This is a genomic window from Phytohabitans sp. LJ34, assembly GCF_052068095.1.
Lineage (GTDB): Bacteria > Actinomycetota > Actinomycetes > Mycobacteriales > Micromonosporaceae > Phytohabitans.
In genome coordinates this window covers 432,316-448,886 of record NZ_JBQHDG010000005.1, presented here as the reverse complement: position 1 = coordinate 448,886, position 16,571 = coordinate 432,316, and the positions used below count along the sequence as shown (strand labels likewise).

Annotated in this window: 14 protein-coding genes; 3 read left to right on the top strand and 11 right to left on the bottom strand. The window is 70.1% G+C overall.

Features of this window, described 5'->3' with window-relative positions; genetic code table 11:
• Positions 1 to 20: 20 nt before the first annotated feature.
• The 9 genes from ACTMTJ_RS12100 to ACTMTJ_RS12060 all read right to left on the bottom strand — a co-directional run bounded on the left by ACTMTJ_RS12100 (position 21) and on the right by ACTMTJ_RS12060 (position 10,954).
• A complete protein-coding gene (locus ACTMTJ_RS12100; protein WP_441216258.1) occupies positions 21 to 1,256 on the bottom strand; it encodes an ROK family protein in 1,236 nt (411 codons plus the stop codon).
• Positions 1,253 to 2,200 (bottom strand): PmoA family protein, encoded by a 948-nt coding sequence (locus ACTMTJ_RS12095; protein WP_441216257.1) that lies wholly within the window; start codon positions 2,198 to 2,200, stop codon positions 1,253 to 1,255. Before ACTMTJ_RS12095 ends, ACTMTJ_RS12100 begins: the two co-directional genes overlap by 4 nt.
• On the bottom strand, positions 2,197 to 3,057 hold the full coding sequence (locus ACTMTJ_RS12090) for a PmoA family protein (RefSeq protein ID WP_441216256.1): 861 nt from the start codon (positions 3,055 to 3,057) through the stop codon (positions 2,197 to 2,199). Before ACTMTJ_RS12090 ends, ACTMTJ_RS12095 begins: the two co-directional genes overlap by 4 nt.
• Positions 3,054 to 4,490, bottom strand: a complete 1,437-nt coding sequence (locus ACTMTJ_RS12085; RefSeq protein ID WP_441216254.1) for a family 43 glycosylhydrolase — start codon at positions 4,488 to 4,490, stop codon at positions 3,054 to 3,056. Before ACTMTJ_RS12085 ends, ACTMTJ_RS12090 begins: the two co-directional genes overlap by 4 nt.
• Positions 4,487 to 5,686 carry a Gfo/Idh/MocA family protein gene (locus ACTMTJ_RS12080; RefSeq protein ID WP_441216252.1) on the bottom strand — a complete coding sequence of 400 codons (1,200 nt, stop codon included), beginning with the start codon at positions 5,684 to 5,686 and terminating at the stop codon, positions 4,487 to 4,489. Before ACTMTJ_RS12080 ends, ACTMTJ_RS12085 begins: the two co-directional genes overlap by 4 nt.
• Positions 5,683 to 6,510, bottom strand: coding sequence for a carbohydrate ABC transporter permease (locus ACTMTJ_RS12075; RefSeq protein WP_441216250.1), 828 nt, complete (start codon positions 6,508 to 6,510; stop codon positions 5,683 to 5,685). The genes ACTMTJ_RS12080 and ACTMTJ_RS12075 overlap by 4 nt, the downstream gene beginning before the upstream one ends.
• The gene (locus tag ACTMTJ_RS12070) at positions 6,500 to 7,441 is read right to left on the bottom strand and encodes a carbohydrate ABC transporter permease (RefSeq protein ID WP_441216249.1); all 942 of its coding nucleotides are present in this window, start codon (positions 7,439 to 7,441) and stop codon (positions 6,500 to 6,502) included. Before ACTMTJ_RS12070 ends, ACTMTJ_RS12075 begins: the two co-directional genes overlap by 11 nt.
• Positions 7,438 to 8,754, bottom strand: a complete 1,317-nt coding sequence (locus ACTMTJ_RS12065; protein ID WP_441216248.1) for an ABC transporter substrate-binding protein — start codon at positions 8,752 to 8,754, stop codon at positions 7,438 to 7,440. Before ACTMTJ_RS12065 ends, ACTMTJ_RS12070 begins: the two co-directional genes overlap by 4 nt.
• A gap of 193 nt (positions 8,755 to 8,947) precedes the next feature.
• Positions 8,948 to 10,954 carry a glycosyl hydrolase family 28-related protein gene (locus tag ACTMTJ_RS12060; protein WP_441216247.1) on the bottom strand — a complete coding sequence of 669 codons (2,007 nt, stop codon included), beginning with the start codon at positions 10,952 to 10,954 and terminating at the stop codon, positions 8,948 to 8,950.
• Between the two features lie 77 nt (positions 10,955 to 11,031).
• On the opposite strand from ACTMTJ_RS12060, the gene ACTMTJ_RS12055 reads away from it, so the two are divergent.
• The gene (locus ACTMTJ_RS12055) at positions 11,032 to 11,691 is read left to right on the top strand and encodes a hypothetical protein (protein ID WP_441216246.1); all 660 of its coding nucleotides are present in this window, start codon (positions 11,032 to 11,034) and stop codon (positions 11,689 to 11,691) included.
• A 31-nt stretch (positions 11,692 to 11,722) separates the two neighbouring features.
• Here the strand turns inward: ACTMTJ_RS12055 and ACTMTJ_RS12050 are convergent, their stop codons facing one another.
• Complete coding sequence (locus tag ACTMTJ_RS12050; RefSeq protein ID WP_441216245.1) at positions 11,723 to 13,567, bottom strand: adenylyl cyclase; 1,845 nt, start codon at positions 13,565 to 13,567, stop codon at positions 11,723 to 11,725.
• Between the two features lie 174 nt (positions 13,568 to 13,741).
• Positions 13,742 to 14,746: an NAD(P)-dependent alcohol dehydrogenase gene (locus ACTMTJ_RS12045; RefSeq protein WP_441216244.1), complete on the bottom strand. Its 1,005-nt coding sequence runs from the start codon at positions 14,744 to 14,746 to the stop codon at positions 13,742 to 13,744.
• 401 nt (positions 14,747 to 15,147) lie between these two features.
• Between ACTMTJ_RS12045 and ACTMTJ_RS12040 the strand changes: the two genes are divergently transcribed.
• Both ACTMTJ_RS12040 and ACTMTJ_RS12035 read left to right on the top strand, forming a co-directional pair.
• Positions 15,148 to 15,477 (top strand): hypothetical protein, encoded by a 330-nt coding sequence (locus tag ACTMTJ_RS12040; protein WP_441216242.1) that lies wholly within the window; start codon positions 15,148 to 15,150, stop codon positions 15,475 to 15,477.
• 96 nt (positions 15,478 to 15,573) lie between these two features.
• Positions 15,574 to 16,503, top strand: coding sequence for an aldo/keto reductase (locus ACTMTJ_RS12035; RefSeq protein WP_441216240.1), 930 nt, complete (start codon positions 15,574 to 15,576; stop codon positions 16,501 to 16,503).
• Positions 16,504 to 16,571: the final 68 nt, after the last annotated feature.

Below are 16,571 nucleotides of genomic sequence, written 5' to 3'. Positions count from 1 at the left end.
AACCCCCTGTGCTGGGGTTTCTACCTCACCGACGCCTTGTGAAGGAGCCACGTCGCGGGGCGCTGGCGGATCTGGTCGATCGAGGTGAGGGCGGCGCCGATGACCGCGGCGTCGGGACCGAGGATCGCCGGGCGGACCGTGACCGGCGCCCAGTCGGTGGTGAGGACCCGCTGGTCGATCTCCGCCCGCGCGTTCGCGGTCAGCCAGGACGCCAGGAGGGCGAAGCTGCCGCCGAGCAGCACCGTGTCGATGTCGAGGATGTTGAGCACATCGGACAGTGCGATCCCGAGCGTGGTGCCGGCGGTTTCGAGCGCGGCGAGGGTGGCCGGCTCCCCCGCGTCGGCACGGGTGAGGATCGCGGCGTCGGGCGTGATCCCGGGCGGGACTGGCTCGCCACCGAGGATCGCCTCCAGGCTCGCGTACGTGTGCAGGCACCCCCGCGCCCCGCACGGGCACGGCTTGCCGTCCGGGTAGACCGTGACGTGCCCCAGCTCGCCGCTCCAGCCGCGCATGCCGCGCAGCAACTGTCCATCGAGGACGATGCCGGCGCCGATGCCGAGCCCGCCGGAGACGTACACGAAGCCGCTGAGCGCGTTGCCGCCCGCGTACAGCTCGCCGAGGGCGGCGAGGTTGGCCTCGTTTTCCACCCGCACCGGAAGGTCGAGGTGGCTCGTCGCGTCGCGCAGCAGGGCACCGGCGTCGACATCGCGCCAGCCGAGCGCGGGCGCGGACCGGACCACCCCGGCATCCACCGGTCCGGGTACCGCCAAGGTGGCCGTGACGACGGTGAGGCTCTCCGCGGCGATGGCCTCGATGGCGGCGCCGGCCATCCGCGCGAGGTCGGCCAGCACGGCGTCCGCGGTCCGCCCGGCGTAGGGCGACGGCGCGAAGGCGAGGTGGCGCACGTTGCCGGTCAGGTCGACGGCGCACGCGGCCAGGCCGTCCGCGCGGATGTCGAGGCCGAGGCCGGCGGGTCCGCGGTCGGAGAGGGTGAGCCCCACCCGCGGCCGGCCGGCGCGCCCGTCGTGTGCGGTGCCGGTCTCGGTGATCAGCTGTCCGGCGCGGAGGTCTTCGACGATCCGGGTGATAGTGGGCCGGGTGAGCCCGGTGGCGGCCGCGAGCTCGGTGCGGGAGATCGGGTCGGTGGCGGCGAGGATGTGCCGGAAGACGAGCTCGAGGTTGATGATGCGCAGGCTTTCCTGCCGGACCGGCTCTTGGCGCTGTCGTGGGCTGCTCGGCCGGATCGGAGTCGTCATGTCGCTGGCCGGGCGTCGGCGGCGAGGGCGGCGGCCTCAGCCGTGGTCAGCGCGCCGTCTACGACGAACGCGACGAGGCTGCGCTCGATCGTCTCCTCCGGGCCGAGCACCAGCGGCTCGTCCCAGGTGAGCGACGAGCCGACCCCGAGGTAGTCGCGAGCCCGGACGAACCAACGGTCACGCGCGGTGGTCTCGTCGCCCGGCGTGAAGAGCACCGTCCAGGTGGCACCGGCGGCCGTGCCGGTGACCGCGAGCCAGGCCGCGGTGCTGCCGTGCACGGGCTGCACGCCCGCGCCGGCCGGGCTCAGGATGCGCGCGCTCTCCACCGCCGCGCCGCGCCAGAAGAAGCCGCCGTAGCCGGCGCCCGGACGTCCTTGCGCCGCCGGACTGCGGATGGTGAGCGGTGCGCCGGTCGCGTTGGTCAGCCGCGTGTGTGTGGTCAGCGCCCAGGCGGTCTCGCTGACCGGGCGGCACGTGATCGTGCGGTGCTCGTGCAGCAGCGCCGCCCCGTGCGCGTCCGCCCACCGCAACGCGTGCACGAGCTCGTCGCTGGTGTGGCGCAGCCACCGCTGGTGGTGCTGGCGGCCGTGGTTGTCGAGCCAGGCCGGGCCGTGGCCGGCGACGAACGTGCGGCCGCCCCAGAAGTTTCGGCCGCCCACGTCGGGGGCGGCGATGCTGATGCCGAACTGGTGGCGGTGCGAGTCGGGTGCGGCGTCGGTGACGGTGCTCCCGCCGAGCGTGCGGACGGGATGCAGGTACGGGCGGGGAGACATGGCGAGCGGCAGGTCGGGCTCCCACACGTATCGCGCGACGTGGAGCCCGCGCACGCTCAGTGTGGCGGTGCCGTGCGGCTGGTCGGCGCCCGCCATCGTCACCTCGCCGTCTCTCGTCGCCAACCCCGCGCCGGCCCGGACGGCTGGGGCGGGCCGGCGACTGGCGGTCACGGCGGCCACCCGTCGTGCAGCGCCGTGACCTCACCGGCGAGGTCGGCGACCTCGCGCGTGCGAAGCCGGCCGTCGGCCACCACGGTGATGATACGGCGACGCAGCGCGGTGCCCGAGGCGACGACGAGCGGCTGGTCCCAGGCGAGCGAGGAGCCCACACCGGCGTAGTCGCGGCTGCGCACGAACCAGAGGTCCGCCCGGCTCGGCACGAAGATCAAGGTCCACGGGTCGGTACTGGTGCCGCTCAGCGCCAGCCACGCGGTGCGCTTGCCGTGCAGCCGCCGCTCCCCGGTGCGGTCCGGGCCGAGCACGTGCACCCGCCGGTCGCCACGCCGCGCCCGCCAGAAGAAGCCGCCGTACCCCGCGCCGGGACGCCCGTTGGTGGCCGGACTGGCGAACGCGAGCGGCTCGCCGGTCACGTTGGTGAGCTCGAAGCCGAAGTCCAGCGCCCACGCGCGGCCGTCCAGCGGCAGGGCGGCAATGCGGCGCCGCTCGCGTACCAGGTCAGCGCCGGCCGGGCCGATCCACCGCAGCTCGTGCCGGATGCTGCCGGCGTCGCGCGTGGTCCACCGGTGGTGCCGCTGGGTGCCGTGGTTGGGCAGGTGCACCGGCCCGCGGCCGGGCACGAACGTGCGGCCGCCCCAGAAGTTGGCGCCGCCGACGTCCGCGACCGCGACGCTCACGCCGAGGTGGTGCAGGTGGTCCGCGGGCATCGACTCGGTGACCTCGGTGCCCGCCAATGTGCGCACCGGGTGCAGGAACGGGCGCGGTGAGACGGCCGCGGGGAGGCTGGGCTGCCAGGCGTACTCGGCGACCTGGCGGTCGCCCAGTCGCAGGCTGATCGTCTCGCCGGTCATGTTATGCCCAGCGGCGTAACGTCGACCGCGCCACCGTCGCCGGTGGCGAACAGCCCGAGGGTCGCGCCCACCCAGTGCCCGGCGGTCGCGGGAAACGGCGGCCCAATCGGCCGCAGCGGCTCGCCGGCCAGGAACTGGCAACGCGCGTCGGGAGTGACCAGGACTCCCACCGGGACCGCCGCGCCGTCGACGGGCGCCGGTGGCACGGCGTCGCCCAGACCGGCCACGCGGTGGACGAGCATGAGGCCGTCCGGCGTGTGTTCGAGGCCGATCCAGGCGTAGGTGCGGCCGACGATCGCCAGGCCGGCCCGCGCGTCGGGGGTGGTGCCGGTCAGCCGGAGCGTCGTCGTGGCCAGAAAGCGCTCGGCGGGCAGCCGCTGGCCGAGCAGGTTGGGCAGCTGGCGCAGGTCGGTGTCGCCGGGCACGCAGGCGAGCCGTAGCCCGCCGCCGGGGCGAAAACTCCGCCATCCAGGTCTGGGGTTGGCCGCCCAGAACCACTGCGCCCCAAAGGGAGGCCCGGCCGCGGGCGCGGTGGGCGTGCCCCATCCGGCCGGCTTCTCCCACAACGGGACCGGCTGGCCGGGCGGTGACCCGATCGACGGCCAGCCGTCCACCCAACGCATCGGCTGGAGGTGCACGACCCGCCCGAACGGCCCCTTGTCCTGGAAGTGCAGAAACCAGTCCCGCCCGTCCACTGTGGTCACCCAGGCGCCCTGGTGCGGACCGTTGACCGCTGTGTCGCCCTGGGCCAGCACGATCCGGTCCTCGTACGGGCCGAAGACGTGCCGCGACCGGAAGGCCGACTGCCATCCCTCGGCGACCCCGCCGGCCGGCGCGAAGATCCAGTACCAGCCGTCCCGGCGGTAGAACTTGGGGCCTTCGAGCGTGCGGTAGCCGGGCAGCGCGTCGCCGTCGACGACGTGGCGCCCGCCGTCCAGCAACACGGTGCCGTCCGGGCTCATCTCGTGGCAGGTGAGCTTGTTGTTGAACCCGGCCCGGCTCTTGGCCCAGGCGTGCACCAGGTACGCCGAGCCGTCGTCGTCCCACAGTGGACACGGGTCGATCAGCCCTCGGCCGGCCTTGAGGAGGTGCGGCGGGCTCCAGGGGCCGGTGGGCGCGGTGGCGGTGATGACGAAGATGCCGCGGTCGGGATCTGGGTAGAAGATCCAGAACAGCCCGTCGTGGTGACGGATGGCCGGCGCCCACACGCCGCATCCGTGCTGGGGCGTCTGAAACGCCTCCTCGGGCTCCAGCCGTGCCAGCCCGTGCCCGACGATCGACCAGTTGACGAGGTCGCGGCTGTGCAGGATCGGCAGCCCGGGTACCCGGTGAAAGCTCGACGCGACAAGGTAGAAGTCCTCGCCGACCCGGACGGCGTCGGGATCGGACCAGTCCGCGTGCAGCACGGGGTTGCGGTAGCTGCGATCGGTCATCGCGCGCCGATCTCCGCCACCCGCACGGCTTCTCCGGTGCGCAGCGACTCGTTGCCCGCGATGCCGACAAGCACGCTCGCCGCGCCGTCGGCGTAGCCGGCCGCCCGGCGCAGCGGGTCGCTGTTCGGCCCATGGAAGACGTCGTCGAGCAGCATCCCGTCGCCGCCGCCGTGCCCGCCCCGCCCGGACGGGATCGGCACCTCCTCGGCCGCCTCCCAATGCCGCTGGAGGATCACCCGGGACCTGCGCGGCCGGCCACGCTCGACAACGTCCAGCTCGATCCGCCCGGCCGTGCCGTTGACGGCCACCCGGTAGCCCTCCCACGGGCTGTGCGCGTGCAGCGTGTACGACATCGAGGCGCCACCCCGGTAGCCGACCACGACGTTGAGGTTGTCTTCGATGGTGATCCCGCCGGAGAAGACGTCCCGGTCCCGGATGTACCCGTCCAGGTGCTCACCGTCCTTGTAGAGCTCGCGCAGCTCGGCGGTGATCTCCAACTCGAACGGGTCACTGGCCGCGCCCCGGCGCCGGGCGTTGTCCGCCCCGTAGAAGCGCAGCCCGCCGCGGGCGAAGACGACCTCCGGGCGGTCGGCGAGCCACCAGTTGACGAGGTCGAAGTGGTGGCTCGCCTTGTGCACCAGCAGCCCGCCCGACGTGGCCTTGTCGCGGTGCCACCGGCGGAAGTAGTCGGCGCCGTGCACGGTGTCCAGGCACCACTCGAACGCCACCGAGGTGACCTCGCCGATCGCGCCGTCCGCGACGAGCCGCCGGACCAAGGTGTTGCGGGGCGAGTACCGGTAGTTGAAGGTGACGGTCAGCCGGCCGTCACTGGCCGCCAGCGCGTCGTGGATCTCGTCGAGCCCGGCGGTGTCGGTCGTCATGGGCTTTTCCACGACCACGTCCGCGCCGTGGCGCAGCGCCGCGCTGACGTACCCGGCGTGGGTGGCGTCCGGCGAGGTCACGATCACCACGTCGGGCCGCTCCCGGGCCAGCAGCGCCTTGAAGTCGGCCGCCGCGTAGTGCGGCACCCGCAGGTCCGGCCGCGCCCGCCGCACGAGCCGGTCGTGGTAGGCCATCCGCACCTCGTTCGTGTCGCAGAACGCCACCGGCCGCCCGGCGTCCGCGTGCGTGTCGAGCAACGCGCCGAGGTACATCCGCGCCCTCGACCCGGTGCCGACGAATGCGTAGCGCCTCATTTGAGCCCCGTCGTCGCGATGCCCTTGACGAGGTACTTCTGGCCGGCGATGAAGAACCCGATGACCGGCGCCAGCGACAGGAACGACATCGCGAACATCTGCCCCCACTGCGACTGGCCCTCCGAGTCGATGAACTGCCGCAGCGCCAGTGGCACGGTGTACAGCTCCGAGTCGGTCAGGTAGATCAGCGGCCCGAAGAACTCGTTCCACACCGAGATGAACGTGAAGATGGCCGTCGTCGCGAACGCCGGCAGGCAGAGCGGCATGATCACGCTCCAGAACGTGCGGAACGGCCCGCAGCCGTCGATCCGCGCGGCGTCGTCGAGCTCGCGCGGCAGCGACCGCATGAACTGCACCATCAGGAAGATGTAGAACGCGTTGGTGGCGAGGAAGTTCGGCACGAGCAGCGGGTAGTACGTGTTGATCCAGTCGAGCTTGGCGAACACGATGTACTGCGGCACCAGCAGCACGTGGCCGGGGAGCATCATCGTGCCGAGCATCAGCGCGAAGAAGAGCTTGCGGCCGGTGAAGTTGAGCCGGGCGAAGCCGTACGCCGCCAGCGAGCACGAGATCAGGTTGCCGATGATGCTCAACACCACGATTACGAACGAGTTGACCATGTACACGGTGAACGGGTGCTCGAGGGCGACCCAACCCCGCGGGTAGTTGCTCAGGTCCCAGTCGGACGGCCACAGCGACAGGTCGGTGAAGACCGTCTTGCTTGGCTTGAGCGAGCTGGAGACCATCCACAGCAGCGGATACATCATGACCACGCCGGCGAGGCAGAGCAGCACGTGCCGGGCGAAGCGCTTTCTAGTTGTCATAGAACACCCAATACTTCGCGGCCAGGAAGTTGAGCGCGGTGAACGCGGCGATGATGACCAGCAGCATCCAGGCCATGGCCGCGGCGTAGCCCATGTTGAACTGCGAGAAACCCTGCTGGTACAGGTAGAGGTTGTAGAACATCGTGGAGTCGGCCGGCCCGCCGGTGCCGCCGCTCATGATGAATCCCTGTGTGAAGGTCTGAAACGACGAGATCAGCGACTGGATCAGGTTGAAGAAGATGATCGGGCTCAGCAGTGGCAGCGTGACCGAGCGAAACTGCCGCCACTTCGACGCGCCGTCCACGGCGGCCGCCTCGTAGTACATCGTCGGGATCTGCCGCAGGCCGGCGAGGAAAATCACCATCGGCGAGCCGAAGGTCCAGATATGCAGGATGATCAGCGTGGTCAGCGCGTAGTCCGGATCGGACGTCCATCCTGGACCGTCGATGCCAAACCAGCCGAGAAACGCGTTGACGATGCCGTCGAGGCCGAAGATGTACCGCCACAGCAGCACCACCGCGACGCTCCCGCCGAGCAGCGAGGGCAGATAGAAGATCGCCCGGTACACCGGCAGGCCGCGCACGCCGCGGTTGAGCAGCATCGCCACGCCCAGCGCCACCACCAGCGACAGCGGCACCGACACGAACGTGTAGACGAAGGTGACCTTCAGCGACTGGCGCAGCAGCGGGTCGTCGAGCATCTCCCGGAAGTTGTCCAAGCCGATCCACTGTGGAGCGTTGAGCAGGTTGTAGTCGGTGAAGGCGAGGTACAGCGAGGCGAAGAACGGGATGACCGTGAAGAGCATCCCGATGAACCAGGGCAACAGGAAGAGGTACCCGGCGCGGTCCTTGCGTCGCTTGACCCGCCGCGGCGGTGGCGCGGGTCGCGCGGTCGAGCCGGTGGGGAGCGTGACCCGCGTCGTGGTGGTCACTTGCCCAGGGCTTTCCGCCCCGCGTCGAGAAACGCCTTGGCGGCCTGCTGCGCCGTCTGCCGCTTGAACTCCACCTCCGTGGCGATGCTCAGCAGGCTCGACGCGATCTTCGAGGAGCCCGGCGGGTAGGTGAACGAGCGCGGCAGCGTCTCCTTCTGTAGGGCGCCGAGATACTCGGTGGCCACCTGGTCGTCCGGGCTGAGCGCCGGCTTGATCTCGTCGGCGACCTTCGTGCTGGGCGGGACGCCCCGAGTCGTGCCGGTCGCCTTGGCCGCCTCGACGTCGTTGACGAGGAAGTTGAGCAGCTTGAGCGCCTCGTCGCGGTGCTTGGACTGGGCCGCGACCGACCACAGGTGCGGGCAGTCGACGGACTGGCCCCGCCGCGGCCCCTGCGTCTCGCCGGGGATGCGCAGCAGCGCGAGGTTGCCGCCCGCCGCCTTGTTGTACCCGAGGAAGTTGTTGGTCGGGATGATCTGGGACGCGATCGAGCCCTTGGCCAGGTACGACTGCTCGGGCGAACCACCCACGGTCTCGACGAAGCCGGCCGGCGGGAAGCCACCCTCGGCCCGCATCTTCTCCACCAGCTCGAACCAGGCGACCACCGTGGCCTCGCTGATGCCGAGCGCGCCGTCCTCGGTGTAGAAGTCCTCGCCGCGCTGCCGGGTGTACACGATGATGTTGGCCAGCGTCGCCGGCTCGAATGCCGTGCCGTAGACCTTGCGCCCGCTGGCCTTGGTGATGTCGCGGGCGAACGCGGCAAGGTCGTCCCAGCTCCACGTATCGCCGTCCGGGATCTTCACGCCGTACTTCTCGGTCATGGTCTTGTTGACCACGAAGCCGATCGCGTTGAGGCCGGCGGGCACCCCGTAGGTCTTTTCGCCGACCGCGGCGAGCGCCTTCGCGTTGTCGCTCAGGCCGGACAGGTCGACGGCGCCGGCGTGCTGGCCGAGGTCGAGCAGCGCGCCACGGTCGGCGTACTCGCGGAGGCTGTCCATCCGCATCGCCATCACGTCCGGCGGGTCGCCCGCCGCGAAGCGGGTGGCCAGCTTGTCCTTGTACGGGCCGCTGTCCTGGTACTCCGTCTTGACGGTGACGCCGGGATTTTGCCGCTGGAAGATGTCCAGGGCCGCCTGCGTCTTCTGGGCACGGTCGGCCGCGCCCCACCAGACCATGTTGAGCTGGACGCCGCCGCCGTCGGACTCGTCGCCGCCGCCGCCGAAACCACGGCCGCACGCGGCGAGGCCGAGCCCAAGGCCGGCGAGCCCGGCCATCCGCAACATGTCCCGTCGGCTTCGCAGAGGCTGTTCGATCATGGGGCACGTCCCTTCACAGGCGTGGCGAACCGCACCGGGCCGGGCAGACGCCCCGGTCAGAGGGGGTGGCAAGAGACTTAAACCGCTCGATGTACGGTACGACCCACCCTCATTTACGTCAACCCATGAAACAAAACGGGAGGGGCCGCGCGGTGCCATTGAGCGCGACCCCTCCCGTCTTACCTGCCGCTGGTCACCAGGGGGATGGCGGTGCCGGCGGCACGACCGGTGGACGGTCGTCGCAGGTGATGGTGTTGGGCAGCATCCACGGGGCGAGCCACGGCCCGGTGACGCCACCGCCGTCGTTGCCGCCGAGGTCGGTCACCGCGAACTCGGAGCCGGCCGGCGTGAAGTGGAACGTGCCGCAGTTGTTGACGCCGACCGCACCGACGTTGCGGGCGTCCACGTTTTCGAAGGACGCGCTGCCCGCGACCCGGGCGCTCACCACGGATGTACCCGTGCCGTCGACCCTGATGTTCTTGAACTTGACGCCGTTGATCGAGTACAGGTCCTTCACCGGCCAGTCGCTCACCAGCATGATCGCGTTGTACGTGCTGTCGAGGTAGTGGTCGCCGGTCACCTGCACGTCGGCGGCGATGCTCTTGTCGAGCGCGTAGAGCCAGATCGCGCCGAGCCCGATGTTCCAGTTGAGCTCGTAGGTGCCGGCGCGTACCACCGTGTTGTTGGTGATGGCCAGCCGGCCGGCGAACGCCTCGGCGCCGAAGCGCGATCCGGCGTGTATGCCGCTGCCCTCGCGGATCGGGTCGGCGACGAGGTTGTTCGACACGGTGTTGTCGGTGCCGCCGTAGATGGCGATGCCGTTGGCCAGTGTCGGCGTCTGCACGGTGTTGTGGTCGAACGTGTTGTTGGCATTCGTCGTCTTCTCGGCCCACATGGCCAAGCCGTCGTCGCCGGTGTTGCGGACGAAGTTGTTGGCCACGACCGAGTTGGTGACGCCGGTGTGGAAGTTGAGCGCGTCGGCGATCTGGTCGACGATCACGTTGTTGGTGATCCGGGTGTTCGTCATCGGCCCGTCGAACCACATGCCGACCTTGGTGTGGCGGATGTAGAGACCGTCGATCGTGGAGTTGCTCAGCGCGCCGCCGATGCCGTTGACCTGGTCGGTGTCGATCCGCTCGCGCACGTCGCCCTCGATCGTGAAGCCGGACAGATGCACGTTGCTGCTGCCGCCGTCCTTCACGTACCTGCCGTAGAAACCGACGCCGGTGTGCACCGACAGGTCCGGCGCCGGCTCGGGGAGCGCGACCTCCTTGCCCTTGATGATCGTGTACCAGCTGCCCGCGCCCTCGATGGTCACGTTGTCGACGATGATGTGGCGGTTGACCTGGTACGTGCCCGGCGGGATGTAGACCTTGAGCTTGGCCCGCTTGGCGAAGGCGATCGCCCGGTCGAATGCGTCCGACGACTCGCGGCGCCCGGTCGGGTCGGCGCCGAAGAGCAGCACGTTGGCCGCGACGAGCCGCACGTGCGGCGGGCCGACGAGCTGCGAGTCGAGCAGGTCGATGACCGTCCACGCGGCGTTGGTGCCGGCCGGGGCGGTGAGCCGCACCCGGTCGCCGGCCCGGTAGGTCTTGCCGAGCAGCAGCCGCTGCTCGTCGTAGAAGTGCATCGGGCGGAACGGCTTGGTGATCGTGGGTGTTGGCGTGGTGGCGGCCGGCACGCACGAGCACTCGGTGATCCACCAGTCGGGGTGCAGCAGGTCCGCGTTGGGGTCGTTGGTGAACGGGTATTGGTTGTACAGCCACGCGTACTGCGAGGTCAGCGTCATGGTTTTCTTGGCCTTGCCGTTGACCGTCACGTCGAGCGGCGCGGTGATGCCACCCCCGTTGGGCGCGTCCGGGATGCTGTAGCGCACGTTGACGGCGTTGGCCGCCGCGGGCAGCGTGAACTCCACGTACTGGCCGGGCGCCAGCTTCACCGCCTTGCGGCCGGAGGCCTCCGCGGGAAGGGTGTAGGCGGTGCGGTCCGGCCCGATGACCGCGCCGTTCGTCACGGCGTTTTCCGCCTCCTGCTCCAGGAAGTCGACCCGCGCGCCGCGGCCGGTGACGAGGGCGGGGTCGAGGGCGGCCCGGGTCACGACCGGGGCGGCGGTGCGGGCACCCGCGCTGGCCGGGGCGGCCCAGGCGGTCGCGGACAATGTCAACACAACGGGCAGTGCCAGCATGCGTCTGTAGGTCATCAGCACGGGCTCGATTCTGCGAGTGCGGGAGTGTTGCGATGACGTTAAATCCCGACGCGAGAGGAGACAAGAGCCGATTGGATGACGAAAGAAGGCGTGCTGATGACGAAAGAACAGCACACCCGCTGCTCGCCTACCTCCTTGCGGCCGCCGACGGCGAGTTTCCGCCGGTCGACGGCGCCTGCACGGTGCTTCCGCCGCTCGCGAGTGGCCTGGCCTGTTCGGTCGCCTTCACCGGCCACGCGCTGGTAGCCACCGCGCATCCGCCGGAGGCCGTGCTGGCTCAGCGGCCGGACGGGTTCGGCGGGTCGATGAGCCCGGATTTCCTGCGCTGGCTGGCCGGACCAGCCGGCTGGATCGGCGTCGTCGACGCCACGCTCGTCGCACGCGGGCGGGGCGGCGCGAGCCTTCCGCTCCGCCCGGACGCGGCCGACCATCCGCGGGTACGGCACGCGACGGAGCTGCGGCACGACGTCCGGGTGTACGGCGACGCGCGGGGCCTCGTCACGCTTTCCGAAGGCTTGGCCGGACGCACCGAGATCAGCGTCGAGGCGGCGTCCGAGGGTCAGGGACGCGGCTGGGGCCGGAGCCTGGTGCACGACGCGCTCGGGCTGGTGCCGCCCGGCGAGCCGGTCTTCGCCGCCGTCTCGCCCGGCAACGCCCGCTCGTTGCGCGCGTTTCTCGCGGTCGGCTTCACCCCGATCGGCAGCGAGGTCATCCTCCGGCCCGGAGAGTGACACGGGCCGGAGGATCACCATTCACCGTGTCCTACGGGATCGGGTAGTCCGCGATGTACACCGGAACGCCGATCTTCGTGGTGTCGGCCGCCTCGCCCACACCGTTGACCACGTGGTCGATCGTGCCGGCGCTGAGGTTGACGGTCATGATGTGGTGCAGCTTGACACCCGGCCGCTGCGGCACCTCGAAGCCGTTCTCGGTGTGGATCGACGGGTTGTTCTGGTTGAAGACGTACACGCCCGCGCCGTAGAGGTTGTGGGTCTTCACCTTGTCGCCGACCTTGTAGCCGGCGTACCCCTCGACGCTTCCGTTCATCCAGTCGGCCTGTGTCGGTGGGTCGTACGGCAGCTCGTTCTGGTAGAGGACCACCGTGCCGCGCTCGCCGTTCCACACGGTGTTGTACCGCTGGAAGTGCTCGACGAACAGGCCCGTGGCGGTCACGTCGTCGCCGTTGATGACGGCGCCGTACCGGCCGGTGTTGGTGTTCCACCGCTCGGTGTCGGTGAAGCCCTCGACGCCGTGGTCACCACGCCACACCCAGGTGTGGTCGATGAGGACGTTGTCGCTGTTGACCTCCAGCGCGATGTTCGTCTTGCCGACGTGCGGGCCGCCGACCCGGAAGTACACGTCGTTGAGCGTGGTGGGGTTGCTCGGCGAGTCGAAGCCCAGGCCGTGCTTGCGGCCCACCCGCAGCAGCACCGGCGACTCCTTGAGGCCGGCGTCGATCGTGACGCCGGCGACGATCACGCCGGGCACGTCGGCGACGTCCAGCGGGATCGAGCCGTTGACCGCGGTGAGCGTGGCGTGGCCGAGGCCGAGGACGACCGTGTTGGGGCGCCACACCTCGATGCTGCGGGCGATGTCGTACACGCCCGGCGTGAGCAGCAAGTGCTTGCCGAGCGCCAGCGCCAGGTTGATCTTCAGGACCGAGTCGCCCGGCTTCGCCACGTAGAAGTCGGAGAGCGGGATCGTGCGGCCCGGCGTGAGGCCGTTGGCCCAGGTGACGCCGCTGGTGTTGCGGTGCGCCGACGGCACGCGGACCTGGTATCGGCCCTTCGCGTCGACGAAGAGGAACGGCTTCTCCCGGCTCAGCGGGGTGGTCTCCAGCGTCGTGTACGGCGGGCTGGGGAACGCCGAGTCGTCGGGCGCGCCGGTCACGCCCGCGAAGACCTGGTTCCACACGGCGTTCGACCAGCCGGCGACCTCGCTGTTGCGGGTCAGCCACTGCTGCTGCGAACCGTTCGTGGTGGCGGGCAGGCGGGAGTCGGCGATGAAGCCGCCGCTGGCGTACTGCGGGCCGGCCGTGCAGTAGTCCATCAGCGACAGGTTGCCGCCGGTGATGTTCACGCGGCGCAGGGACACGGCCTGGGAGACGGCCCAGAAGTTGGCCGACGCGCGGCAGCCGTCCTGCCCTAGTGCGTTGATGTTGAGCGAGAGGTTGGAGAGCGTGCGCCAGAAGTTGACCAGCGCGAGGCAGTTGCTCGTGCCGCCGTTCTCCAGGCAGCGGTTGTAGACCTCGATCTTGCCGTTGATCACCACGTCGGTGGGCGAGGCGCCGAGGCCCGCGATCTCCGTGTAGTAGCCGACCTTGACCTGGAGCGGCTGCTCCGCCGTGCCGTACGTGCCCGGCTTGAACAGGAACGTGTACCGGTTGGTGCCCATCTCGGCGTTGACCTGGGCGGCATGCGTGGCGTCGAGCGTGGCCTGGATCTGGCTGATCGGCATGCTCGGGTCGAAGATCGTGACGTTCGGCCCGAAGACCGACGCGGGACTGGCTGACGTGGATGGTGCGGCGACGGCGGCGGTCCCGGTGCCCGCGGTGGCCGTCGCCAGTACGAGGCCGAGCGTGAGTGCCCGTCTCAGGTGCCTTTTCATGCGGTTCGTCCTCTCCGCTGCGGCCCTGGGTGAGAGCGCTCTCCCGCCAGGACCACTTCGTTCACGTCGTGGAATAAGGGGACGCTTGTTTCTACCGCGTGAATCGACGCAGCGCCATGCCCGTACGGGTGCTGATTTCCGTACGGGCCGGCGAGGGAAAACCGTAAGGCGGCCTCAGACGGTGATGACCACCTTCGCCCGCGCGTGCTCCACCTCCAGGTACCGGATGGCCTCCGGCACCTCCGCGAGCGTGAACGTCCGGTCGATGGCCGGCACGACCTTGCCCGACTCGATGAGCTCGCGCAGCGTGGCGAGGTGTTCCGCGCGCGGCGCCATACCCATCAGGGAAGTCAGCCGGTGGCGGGCGAACCGGGCCGCGACCTGCGCCTTGATCTGTAGGCCCATCGGTCCCGTGACGTGCGGGCGGCCGTTGCGCGACACACCGCCGCCGGAAAGCAGGAGCACACCATCGGCGGTGAGCACCCGCCGGAGGTCGGCCAGCGTGCGGTTGGCGACAAGGTCGAAGACCATGTGGTACCGCTGCCCGTCCTGGGCGAAGTCTTCCTTCGTGTAGTCGATCACGCGGTCCGCACCCAGCGACTCAACGAGTTCGACGTTGCGCGTGCTGCACACGGCGGTCACCTCCGCGCCGAAGGCCCTGGCGATCTGCACGGCGAACGTCCCCACGCCGCCGGACGCGCCGTTGATCAGGATCCGCTGCCCCGCCGTGACCCGGGCGACGTCGCGCAGCCCGACCAGCGCTGTGCAGCCGGCCATCGGCACTGCCGCCGCCTGCTCGAAGGTCAGGTTGGCCGGCTTGTGCTCCACCTGGCCATCCGGCACGCACACGTACTCCGCGAAGGCGCCGTCCATGTCGCACACGTCGCCGTACACCTCGTCGCCCGGCCGGAAGCGGGTCACGCCTTTACCGACCGCCTCCACCCGGCCGGCCACGTCGCTGCCCCGGATCCGCCGCTTCGGTGCGTTGAAGCCGAAGACTTTGGGCATGGCCAGGCGGGCCAGATAGGGGTCGCCGCGCATGACGTGCCAGTCGCGCGCGTTGACCGCCGCCGCATGCACGCGCACGAGCACCTCGCCGTCGGCGGGTGCCGGTTTGTCCACCTCGCGCAGCGCGAGGTCGTCGGGTGAGCCGTACCGCTCCTGGACGATCGCCTTCATAGCATCGATGGTGACGAGCGCAGGGCATCACTTTCATCGGTACATGGGCCGCGTCTGGGACGGCCCATGGTCGGGTCCGCCGACCGTACTTAAGGACGACTCCATTGACGACGTGCCCACAGCTGCCCGCGGGCGAGGCGCGCGTCTGCGGGTCCTATGTGTACCCGGCGGCCACGAAATTGTTTGACTAACGTCTATGTGCGTTACCAGCGCAACCACGCCGCTTTTCCATATGACGAAAGAACCATCTGTTGACATCAATGGCTCCACGGCGCGGGTCTCTTCTCGGGTTATCGTCCCTCCTTCGTGCTCGGGGTTGTAAACGGCGGCGGGGAGGAGACCGGATGCAGCCCTGCGGGACAAAGGAGGGTCTGCCTATGACCCTGAAACGTGCGGCGGTCGTGGCGGCGACCGTCGCGGTCACCCAGTGCCTAACTGTCAACATCCTCGTCGAAGCGCTAACCGGCGGCGAGGTCCCGACCATCGTCAACCTCTTCACCCTCGCGACCGCGTCGGTGTCCACCGTCGTCGCAGTACAGGCAGAATTCCACAATCGCACTCAGGATCGCCTGAATGCACTGACCGACTTCCTCGTCACCCGGCTGTCCGAAATCGACGAGCGCACCACCGACCACAACGCCGGGTTCGTGGAGGGCTACCTGCTCAGCCACGGACGTGAAAGCACGGTGCGGCCGTTGGCATCACCGGGCAACGGCCGCCGCACCGACTGAACCACCCACCCCGCCGCCGACTCCCAGAGGCAGCGCGGTGTCAGGGCCGCCGGGCCGCGGCCCTGACACCAGTCGCCGGCGAGGTACCTTCGGCGGATGCCCTCCCAGCCCATCACCGCCGCAGCGGCCGGCACCTGGACACTCGCCGGCCGCACCGTCCACCGGATGGGCTTCGGCTCGATGCGCATCACCGCCAACCCGGATCGCGAGCTCGCCGTCAGCGTGCTCCGGCGGGCGGTCGAGCTTGGCGTAAACCACATCGACACGGCCGCCTTCTACTTCTCGCCCGGCGGCATACTTCGCGTGGGCAGCGGCCCGACGCGGTACGCCACCGAACTGATCCGCGAAGCCCTCTCGCCGTACCCGGAGGATCTGCTCATCGCGACGAAGGTCGGGCCCGGCGTCGATCCGGTGACCGGCGCATACACCGACGCGACCTCGGCGGCCGAGCTGCGCGCGCAGGTCGAGGAAAACCTGCGCCGGCTCGGCCGCGACCACCTCGACCTCGTCAACCTGCGGATCGTGAAACGACCCGGCCGCGACTCGGTGGCGGAGCGCTTCGGCGCGCTCGCGCAGCTCCGCGACGCCGGGCTGATCCGCCACTTGGGACTGTCCAATGTGCGCCTCGACCACGTCGACGAGGCTGCGGCCATCGCGCCGGTGGCGTGCGTGCAAAACAGCTACGCCCTCGACAACAACCGCAAGGACGACGCGCTCCTGCGTACCTGCGGCGAGCGCGGCATCGCCTTCGTGCCGTTCTTCGCGATCGCCGGCGCACGGCGCGAGGAGGGCGCCGGCACCGACCACGACGAAGCCGTGCGGGCCGTCGCCAGCGCCCACGGCGTAACCCCGCACCAGGTGCGCCTGGCGTGGACGCTGTACCAGGGCCCGCACGTGCTGGCCATCCCCGGCACCGGCGACCCGCACCACCTCGAGCAAAACATCGCCGCCAGCGCACTCCGTCTCACCGCAAATGACCTGGCGACCCTGGACGCTGACCGACACTTTCACGGGCGGGTGGCTTGAGTTGGGCTGCCGAGGTAACAACAGCAGATCTGAAGCTGGCGCACGTGGGCCTCGCTGGTGGCGAAGCC

What these genes read in the sequence shown, in the direction of transcription:
- ACTMTJ_RS12100 (WP_441216258.1), bottom strand. Translation starts at nt 1,256, where the DNA reads ATGACGACTCCGATCCGGCCGAGCAGCCCACGACAGCGCCAAGAGCCG.
- ACTMTJ_RS12090 (WP_441216256.1), bottom strand. Translation starts at nt 3,057, where the DNA reads ATGACCGGCGAGACGATCAGCCTGCGACTGGGCGACCGCCAGGTCGCC.
- ACTMTJ_RS12085 (WP_441216254.1), bottom strand. Translation starts at nt 4,490, where the DNA reads ATGACCGATCGCAGCTACCGCAACCCCGTGCTGCACGCGGACTGGTCC.
- ACTMTJ_RS12080 (WP_441216252.1), bottom strand. Translation starts at nt 5,686, where the DNA reads ATGAGGCGCTACGCATTCGTCGGCACCGGGTCGAGGGCGCGGATGTAC.
- ACTMTJ_RS12075 (WP_441216250.1), bottom strand. Translation starts at nt 6,510, where the DNA reads ATGACAACTAGAAAGCGCTTCGCCCGGCACGTGCTGCTCTGCCTCGCC.
- ACTMTJ_RS12065 (WP_441216248.1), bottom strand. Translation starts at nt 8,754, where the DNA reads ATGATCGAACAGCCTCTGCGAAGCCGACGGGACATGTTGCGGATGGCC.
- ACTMTJ_RS12060 (WP_441216247.1), bottom strand. Translation starts at nt 10,954, where the DNA reads ATGACCTACAGACGCATGCTGGCACTGCCCGTTGTGTTGACATTGTCC.
- ACTMTJ_RS12050 (WP_441216245.1), bottom strand. Translation starts at nt 13,567, where the DNA reads ATGAAAAGGCACCTGAGACGGGCACTCACGCTCGGCCTCGTACTGGCG.
- ACTMTJ_RS12045 (WP_441216244.1), bottom strand. Translation starts at nt 14,746, where the DNA reads ATGAAGGCGATCGTCCAGGAGCGGTACGGCTCACCCGACGACCTCGCG.
- ACTMTJ_RS12035 (WP_441216240.1), top strand. Translation starts at nt 15,574, where the DNA reads ATGCCCTCCCAGCCCATCACCGCCGCAGCGGCCGGCACCTGGACACTC.